Here is an 887-nt window from a genome sequence, read left to right on the forward strand (position 1 = left end):
ACCGGCCGCGGCGACCCCGGCCGCCGCCCAGACCCCGGCCGCGAACACCGCCGCGAACACCGCCGCGAACACCCAGGCCCCGGCCCAGCAGGCGGCCCAGAAGGTCGAGGCCCGTGCCGCGCAGGTCGCGTCGCAGCCCGGTCAGACCACCACCCAACCCGGTCAGGGGCAAGGACAGGGCCAAGGCGGTCAGGGCCAGGCCAAGGACGCCGGCGCAGGTTCGGCGAAGACGGAGACCGCCGCCAAGGCGGACGGCCAGGCCCGGACCGACGCCCAGCCCAAGGGCGAGAGCCAGACCAGGGGCGACGGCCAGCCGAAGGGTGACGGTCAGGCCAAGGGCGACGGTCAGGCCAAGGGCGACGGCCAGCCTAAGGGCGAGAGCCAGCCCAAGGGTGACGGTCAGGCCAGGGGCGGCGAGGGCGTGCCCGGGAACGTCCCGGCGAAGGACGCCGCCGCCCCGACCGGCAAGGACGCGCTGCTCGGCTTCGCGGTCGTCCCCATCGCGTTCGGCGTCGGCGGCCGTGACAGCACGGCCGGCTCCCCGCTCCTCCCCGCCCCGTCGACGGCGGTCCTGCCCGCGGAACCGCAGGCCCCCGCCGCCACGCCCCCGGTCCGTCCGGGCGGCACCGCGGAACCGGCCACCGAGGCCGTGGCGGTGTTCCTGCTCGGCATGTTCCCCGGCGGCACGCTGCCGCCGCCCAGCCGGCAACCGGCCCGCCAGCTCCCGCCGCCGTCCGAGGACGAGACGTTCGCCGCGGGCCTGCGGTTCGAGCCCCAGGGCCACCCGGACGGCCACCTGGTGGACGCGTCCGCCCAGTTCGGCCTCGACCTCAGCGCCGCCGCCCAGGACGGCCTGGCGTCACGGCTGGCCGGCGCGCCGGCGGACG

The 887-nt window shown here is 78.1% G+C and carries 1 pseudogene; it reads left to right on the forward strand.

The annotated features are described in order from the left end of the window. Window positions 1–887 (forward strand): annotated as a pseudogene (locus ACFQ3T_RS36795) (hypothetical protein); the annotation flags it as partial.

Source organism: Saccharothrix hoggarensis, from assembly GCF_042678885.1.
Classification (GTDB): domain Bacteria; phylum Actinomycetota; class Actinomycetes; order Mycobacteriales; family Pseudonocardiaceae; genus Actinosynnema; species Actinosynnema hoggarensis.